The sequence below is a fragment of the Stappia albiluteola genome (genome assembly GCF_014050225.1).
Lineage (GTDB): Bacteria > Pseudomonadota > Alphaproteobacteria > Rhizobiales > Stappiaceae > Hongsoonwoonella > Hongsoonwoonella albiluteola.
This window is the reverse complement of sequence record NZ_JACFXV010000049.1, coordinates 1-4541: the sequence shown is the minus strand read 5'-3', so window position 1 is coordinate 4541 and position 4541 is coordinate 1. Positions and strand designations below refer to the sequence as shown.

Below are 4541 nucleotides of genomic sequence, written 5' to 3'. Positions count from 1 at the left end.
CGGTTGGCCGGGCACAGATGGATGCGGCGGCGCGGTCGCTGCTGGCCTATCTGGACGACGACGAGACCAATCCGGACTCGCTCGCCTATGTCCGCCGGCTGTCTGAGCAGGCGGCCGAGGGCGCGCTGGCTGCGATGATTGCGATCCAGCAGCGATCGGACAAGCTGACGGCGCAGGCGGTGCGCGCCGGCGTGCATTTCCAGGCGGAGGTATCGCGGCTCGACGTTGCGATTGTCACTGAAACCGCAGCGTTGGCTTCGTCAATCCTCGACCTCACTGCGACGGTAGAGGGCAAGGCCGATGCGTCGGCCCTGTCGGCGTTGGACGCCAGGGTGACGACGGCGGAAGGCACGATTACGTCGCAAGCCCTGTCGATCACTCAACTCATGAGCGATCTTTCCGGGCTGACCGGCACGGTCGACGCGAACGCCACGGTCCTGAACGGCCTGACGACGACGGTGATGCAGCAGGGCAACGACATCAGCGCCAATGCGGCAGCGATTACCCAAGTCTCCGCCATGGTCGACGGAGCGACCGCAGGCGGCTTCTACCGGCTTTCGGCGACGGCGGGCACGCTGCCGGCAGGCGTGGCGGCCGAATATGTCGTGCAGCTCAACAGGGGTACGCCGGAGACGCCCGATTTCGAGAGCGCGGGAGAAGTGCTCCAGCTCCTGACCGGGGGCGGCAGCCGCAAGGTCTTCATGGTCGATCAGGTGTTCTTTTCGGACGGCGCAAATATGTCGCGCGGCATCTATTTCGAGAACGGCAAGGCGACGCTGGATGCCGCGAGTGTCGGAACCGTTACCGCCGGTAAAATGCAGTCCGAGGATGGCAAGTTCCTCATCGATCTCGACAACAAACGCATCAGGATCATCGCATGACGACCTATTCGGCCGGCACGATCTCACTTTCGGCCTACACCAATCGCGTGACGGGCAACAGTACGCAGTTCGTCGGCAATGTCAGGCCGGGCGACTGGCTGGTCTGCGACGGCGACGCGGTGATGGAGATCGCCGAGGTCGTCAGCAATACCGAGCTACGGCTTTATTCCGGCTGGCCGCGCGGCAACCGGACCAGCATTGCCTATGTGATCGAGCACACCAATCATCTCCCTGGGCCGCAAGCGGGCGAGGTGGTCTTCAGCGCGGACGGGCAGGCCGGGCGTGTGTCGATCTACTACGGCCCGGAGGATCTGGCGCTGGAGGCCGACCCGTTTTCGGATCTGAGCCGCGTCAAGTTCCATTCGGACTTGCCGTATATTTCGGTGGTGAACGTCATCGAAGGTACGATGAACGTAAATAGCGACGGCGTCGACGCCTATTCGAAGAAGTTCCAGCCGATCTTCAGCCATGGCCTTGGGTATACGCCCCTCGTCTTCGGGGCGATCACCAATGCGCGCAACTATGACTGGTCGCAAACCTATCCGACTTATCTCGGCAATATCACGGTGCCGTGGAGCGGTACTGTACCCCTCGCGGGGTCGCTGCCTGGTAACGGTGAGCCATACACTCATATGACGCTGGATCTCGGTGCCGACATCAACGATGTGTTCCTGATGTTCCGCCGCCAACTGGCGCCGGCAAACACGCCACGGGACGACCTGACGATCGCCTACAAGATCTTCATCACCGACTATTCGATGGAGTCGGGTCTTGCGGTCGGCGGCCCGCCCTACGCACTGATCCTGGACGCTTTGGCCGGTCGTCTCGTCGTGGCGGATGGCAAGTTCGACAGCGAAAAGCGCCAGCTCGTGCTGGACGGTTTTGACGGTGGCGACAGCATCCCGGCGGCGTTCGGCGAGAACGTGGCCTATGGCGAGTTCGACAATTTTCAAATTCCGGTGCCGCATTCGGTCACGCCAAACGCGGCATACCCATTCCCGTCGTCGGGCTATTCCGATGAAAACGACATCTATCACGGGCGGCCGGTGATCGGGATGGGGGCGTGAATGCGGGACTTCGACTATAACGACGGGAGGCTGGTGACGGTCAACAGCGCGGGCAAGACGACGCTCGACACCGACAAGAGAATGCTGCTGATCCCTGACACGATCTTTTCCGGCAGCATCGTCATCCCGCAAAGGACAGTGTCCGGCTCGTCGGGCACGGGCGTCCGCTGGCAGCGGTTTCCGGTTGCCGATGTGGGGCCTTATGCCAGCCTCGCGCAAGGCATGATCCGGGTTACCGGCAACGGCAACTACTACAGCAGCGACCGATGGATGGTGCTCGGCGGCGGGGCCCTGATACAGGCGAACTGGCAGCGCGCGATCAGCCTGCGGTTCTGGCAGACACTTGGCGCCGGCATCATGAACGAGAAGCTTTACCTGATCGCGACCAGCTATTCGGCCTGGACCTCGGCAAGCCTGCCGGTCGTCTTTCCCGCGCTGACGGTCGAATACCGGATGGTTGCCGGCACCTTCAACTGACCTTCCGCCCCACTTTCTGACCTTCCAAAGGCTCGCGATCGCGGGCCTTTTGCTTATCTGGAGACCTGCATGTCCAGCTACAGGATCGGCTTAGCTACGGTCACCAATGGCAGTGCGTCGGTTGCCATTGCCGGCGCAGAGCTGACCAAGGGTGCCAATGCGCGGGTGGGTGATCTTTTCACGCGCGACTGGTCGGCCTTTTATGAAATCGCGGCAATCGGCGGCGATGAGGCGCTGACGCTCGACCGGCCCTATGCCGGCGCGACGGCGACTGGCGTTACCTATGCGATCCTTAAAGTGTCTGTGGCCCGCCACACGGCGGCGGCGGTGCTGGAGCAGGTGGGGGCGCTGGCGACGGCCACGGCGTCCGTGCTGTCGGTCAGCGGCGACGACAAGCTTCTGAGCCTCGACAAGGCGGAAGCGGCCGGCGCAGCGGGCCTGCTGTTACAGCGGGGCGGGGCGCACCGTTTTCGGCTTGGGCTGTTCGGCTCGGACGATCTCAAGATCCAGCGCTCGCCTTCCGGATCGGGCAATGACTATGTCGACGTGCTGTCGATCGCGCAGGCAACGGGTGCGTTGACGCTTACGGGCGTCACGCTCGCCAATCCGGCCGTAACCGGCGCGGCTCTGTTCGCCGCCGGCAGCGCCGCGGCACCTGCGATCTCACGATCCGGCGATACCAATACAGGTTTGTTTTTCCCGGCAGCGGATGCGCTGGGGTTTGCCCTTGGCGGCGCGGAGCGCGGGCGGTGGACGTCGGCTGGGCTGGGCATCGGGACGTCATCGCCACTCGAGCTTTTGCACGTCAACGGCACAGCCCGGATGGCAGAACTCTGGACAGAACAGGGAGTGTCGATCGGAGGTGATCACGTGCCCGCCAATTTCTGGGGAACTGGTGGCAACGCGGCGCTGTTTTTCAACAAAGGGTATCTGGGAACGAACGGCGCCTTCGCGACGAGCCTGTTTTCGAACGGGTACCGCAACAATGCCGGCTCCTTCACGTTCATGGGAATAAACGGCATAACCGACAGGGCAAGCGGCATCGATCTCTATCCGGATGGCTCAATCTGGCTTCGGGGAGGCCCTGCCACAGGCACAACGATCATGCCGCGTATGGTGATCGCAGCAGACGGTAATATAGGTATTGGCACAACTTCCCCGCAGGACGTCCTGGATGTAGTTGGAACGAGATGGCTTCTTGGTAATTCACGCGCCAACGCTGAAAGTAAATTTTGGCGACCGGCCATCCCAAATTACAATACTACGGATGGAACGTGGGTTCCATTCTTCGTGGTAAGTAGCGAGAATGAAAATGATTTAAGACTTGGCGGAGGCACCAGTTTAGGCAACGCCGCAACGCGGATATTCTTCCACACCGCTGCCGATACAGTAACGCCGTCTGGACTCGTGCGGATGATGATCGACGAGAATGGCAATGTCGGCATCAATACGTCCGTACCCACGGCATTGCTCGACATCAACGCCAACACGATGCGCATGCGTAGCGCACGTACGCCGGGATCGTCGGGTGCGGCCGGCAACCAGGGCGATATCTGCTGGGATGCGAATTTTGTCTACGTCTGCACGGCCGCCAACACATGGCGACGCGCGGCACTCTCCGCCTGGTAAGGAGCAACCATGACCGAAATCACATGGAAGATCGTCAGCCTCGACCGCGCGCCGGAAATGTCCGGGCTGACCGATGTGGTCTGCCGCGCGCACTGGGAGGTGCTGGCGATCGATCCGGCCTATCCGGACCTTGCCGGCCGCGTTTATGGAGATTGCGCCATGGCCCCACCGAACGCGGCCAATTTCACCGCCTTCGCCGATCTCGATCAGGCAACGGTGCTCGACTGGGTCAAGGCCAGGATCGACGCGCCGGCGTGCGAGGCCGCGGCGCTTGCCGATCTCGACCGGCAGATAAACCCGCCGATCGTCGCCGGGCTTCCGTCCGGCTGGCAGTGACAGCCAAAAAACAGGAGACAGACATGCAGGACGCAGGGCAGACAAGCTTTTCCCATGACCAGGTGAACGCGGTCATGACCGAATTCCAGGGCCAGATCGTTGCGCTTTCGACGCGAGCGGCCTCACACGCAACGGCTGCGGCTGCCGCGCA

General features: G+C 62.2%; 4 protein-coding genes and 1 pseudogene. All 5 read left to right on the top strand.

Features of this window, described 5'->3' with window-relative positions; all coding sequences use genetic code 11:
• Positions 1-881 (top strand): annotated as a pseudogene (locus tag H2509_RS09900) (hypothetical protein); the annotation flags it as partial.
• Positions 878-1948, top strand: a complete 1071-nt coding sequence (locus H2509_RS09895; protein ID WP_182164844.1) for a hypothetical protein — start codon at positions 878-880, stop codon at positions 1946-1948. The pseudogene H2509_RS09900 and the gene H2509_RS09895, both read left to right, overlap by 4 nt.
• Positions 1949-2425, top strand: coding sequence for a hypothetical protein (locus H2509_RS09890; RefSeq protein WP_182164842.1), 477 nt, complete (start codon positions 1949-1951; stop codon positions 2423-2425).
• 69 nt (positions 2426-2494) lie between these two features.
• Positions 2495-4054, top strand: a complete 1560-nt coding sequence (locus H2509_RS09885; protein WP_182164840.1) for a hypothetical protein — start codon at positions 2495-2497, stop codon at positions 4052-4054.
• Positions 4055-4063: 9 nt separating this feature from the next.
• The gene (locus H2509_RS09880) at positions 4064-4390 is read left to right on the top strand and encodes a DUF7936 family protein (RefSeq protein ID WP_182164839.1); all 327 of its coding nucleotides are present in this window, start codon (positions 4064-4066) and stop codon (positions 4388-4390) included.
• Positions 4391-4541 lie beyond the last annotated feature (151 nt).

What these genes read in the sequence shown, in the direction of transcription:
- H2509_RS09895 (WP_182164844.1), top strand. Translation starts at nt 878, where the DNA reads ATGACGACCTATTCGGCCGGCACGATCTCACTTTCGGCCTACACCAAT.
- H2509_RS09890 (WP_182164842.1), top strand. Translation starts at nt 1,949, where the DNA reads ATGCGGGACTTCGACTATAACGACGGGAGGCTGGTGACGGTCAACAGC.
- H2509_RS09885 (WP_182164840.1), top strand. Translation starts at nt 2,495, where the DNA reads ATGTCCAGCTACAGGATCGGCTTAGCTACGGTCACCAATGGCAGTGCG.
- H2509_RS09880 (WP_182164839.1), top strand. Translation starts at nt 4,064, where the DNA reads ATGACCGAAATCACATGGAAGATCGTCAGCCTCGACCGCGCGCCGGAA.